The organism is Actinoplanes sp. NPDC048791, from assembly GCF_040650095.1.
Taxonomy (GTDB): domain Bacteria; phylum Actinomycetota; class Actinomycetes; order Mycobacteriales; family Micromonosporaceae; genus Actinoplanes.
In genome coordinates, this window is the sequence record NZ_JBEZGQ010001067.1 from 1 (window position 1) to 2,758 (window position 2,758).

The 2,758-nt window shown below is 74.7% G+C and carries 1 protein-coding gene and 1 pseudogene; both read right to left on the reverse strand.

Annotated features, from left to right (window positions below):
- Positions 1-1,024: pseudogene (locus AB0C29_RS42230) on the reverse strand (hypothetical protein); the annotation flags it as partial.
- The coding region (locus AB0C29_RS42235) for a dynamin family protein (RefSeq protein ID WP_360833107.1) at positions 1,021-2,758 on the reverse strand (1,738 nt) is incomplete at its 5' end. The gene AB0C29_RS42235 and the pseudogene AB0C29_RS42230, both read right to left, overlap by 4 nt.

Below are 2,758 nucleotides of genomic sequence, written 5' to 3' on the forward strand. Positions count from 1 at the left end.
GGGCCGTGAAGAGCTCCGCGATCGAGGCCTGCAGGTCCTTGAGGCCGCTGTGCTCCTGCAGCCGCTCGCCGAGCACCGCCGCGTGGTCGCAGCCGGTCCGGACCAGGGTGATCGCCAGCCGGATGCCGCCGAGGCCGAAGCGCTGCAGCAACTGGGCCCGCTGCTGGGCGGTGACCGGCCGCAGCGCGTCGGCCGCGGTGAACCGGTCGGTGGAGAGCAGGTGCGCCTCGGCCGCGGCCCGCGGCAGGGCGGCCATCGTGGCGATCGCCCGGAACTCGTCGTCACGCAGGGTGCGGGCGGCCGCCGCGATCAGCGGCGAGACGGCGAGCACGTCCTGGCACAGCGCGCCGACCCGGGGCTCGCGGCGGCGGCGCCGGGCCGCCTGCTTGGCGGTCAGCAGGGCGTCGGGGCGGCCACCGCCGGTGGCGTCGGCCCGGGACAGCACGATCATGGTGTGCACCGGGAACACCGAGGGGCCGCGGATGCCCCGCGCCGCCTGCAGTGCCTGCAGGTCGGCCTCGCCCAGGTGGGGCGTCACGTAGAGGACCGCGTCGGCGGTCTGCTGGACCTGCGGCAGCGGCAGGTGGGTGTCGATCAGCTCGGTGCGGCGCAGGACCCGGCTCGGCCATTCCACGACGGCACGGCGCGCCCCCTCCGGGCGCCCGGCGTGCCGGCCGTCCGGGACCAGTCGCAGGCCGTGGGCGGTGCGGACCGTCGGGATCTCGTACGGCGTCCCGCGCTCGTCCTGCCACCAGGCCCGCGGCTGGGTGCCGTCGCGATAGGTGACACTGGCGAGCTGCTCACCGGGCAGCTCGACCGGCGCCAGACCCTCCCCGATCAGCGCACTGACCAGAGTGGAGACGCCGGCCCGGGCGGGTCCGGTCACGGCCAGCCGCAACGGGTCGGCCAGCCGGTCGAGGGTGGAGCGCAGCAGCGCGGCGGCCGGCTGATTGCCCCGGTAGACGTGCGCCGCCTCGTTCAGCAGCCGGTAGGTGCGCTGCTCGAACTCCTCCTCGTTGATCATCCGCGGCCGCCCAGCGCCTTGGCCTGGGAGTGCAACTGGACGAGCACGGCCAGCTCCTGCTGGAGCCGCCGGGCGTGCTGCTCCCGGGCGGCGACGTCCTGATCGGCCGCCGCCTTGGCGTTGCGCAGCGACTCCATGACGATCTCCTGGAGGTCCTCCGTGACCGCGGTGAAGTGGTCACGCAGGGCGCGCTGGGCCCGGCGTACGGTGTCGCGCGCCTCCTTGTTGAGGCCCACGAAGATGTCGTCGACGTGCCGCTGGACCGCGTTGCGGGCCTCGGCCTGCCGCTTCTTGAGCAGCGACTTGCTCTCGTCGCGGATCGTCTTGCCGCCGAAGAGCGCGCCGCCGCCGATCGAGATCGGGTTGATCAGCGACATCCCGGCCAGGCTGGTGGCCAGGCCGAACATGATCACGCCGCCGTAGGAGCCGCGGAGACCGATGAACAGCTTCTGGCCGGGGGTGAACTTGGCCACCGGCGGCGCGTCCAGGCCCGGCACCCCGTCGGTCCGCCCCTCGGCCGAGACCAGCGCGGACGGCGGGAGCACCTCGCCCGCCTCGGGCGGGAACTGGTCGGCGACCCGGCGGGCCATCCACTCGATCCGCTCGGCCAGCCAGGTCATGCTGGTCCCGGTCAGGTCCTCCAGGGACTGCCGCAGCCAGGGCTCGAACTCGTCCCAGGCCTTGGCCGGGTCGGCGGTGGCGAAGAACTCGTCCGACTCGGTCAGCACCGCCCGGGTGCGTTCGCGCAGGTCGTGCTCGATGTCCGACATCAGGTCGCCGACCTCGTCGGAGAGCGCGTTCTGCCAGCGGACAGCACATTTGCGCAGGTCGTCGAGCCGGCGCTGGGTGATGTGCAGGCGGGCCACCGCGTCCGGCAGGCCCGCGTTCTGCTGGGCCGCCAGCTCGTCGCGCAGCGGGCCGGCCAGCTCCTCCAGGGCGATCCGGCCCAGCCGGCTGACCGTGTCGCGGGCCAGCCGGTCGGGCTTGGCCGCCACCAGCTGTTGCAGGTGGACGATGAGGTCGGTGAAGCCGGACTCGTTGTTGAGCGCCGCGTCGCCGGCCTGCAGCGCGTGCAGCCGCAGGGTGGCCGAGACGGCAGTGGTGGCCGCCGGCACCCCGGCCCGGGCCAGCCGGCTGCGGCTGTCGGCGAGGTTGCGCCGCCAGTCGATCGCGTAGTCGGTCTTGGTGAAGACCACCAGCAGGCCGGGGAAGAACCGGGCCAGGTCCTGCAGCACGGCCAGATCCGCGTCGGTCAGCTCCCGGCCCGCCTCGCAGGCGTACAGCACCAGGTCGGCGCCGGCGCTGGTGGCCAGGTCACTGGCGGTGCGCACCGCGCGGTCGGCCGAAGCGGGCAGGCCGGGCAGCGGCGGGGTGTCGATCAGCACCAGGCCACCGGCCAGCAGCGAGCGGGGCACCGCGATGTCGGCGTGCACCGGGGTGCCGGCCGGGAACCGGGCCGCCGCCTCGGCGATCGCGCTGTCGAGCGCCTCCAGGCCCAGCGGGACCCGGTCCTGGAGGCCGACCTCGGCCGTCCACTCGGCACTCGGCGAGCCCCGGCGGATCAGCTGCGCGGCGGGTGACCCGGCGTGCCGGACCACGGCCGGCACGGTGGTGCCGCCGGCGGTGTCGACCGCGCACACCCCGGCGTTGATCAGAGCGTTGATAAGCTGGCTCTTGCCCTGGTGGGCGGCCCCGACGACCAGCACCCGCAACTCCGGCCGCAGCAGCTGCGCG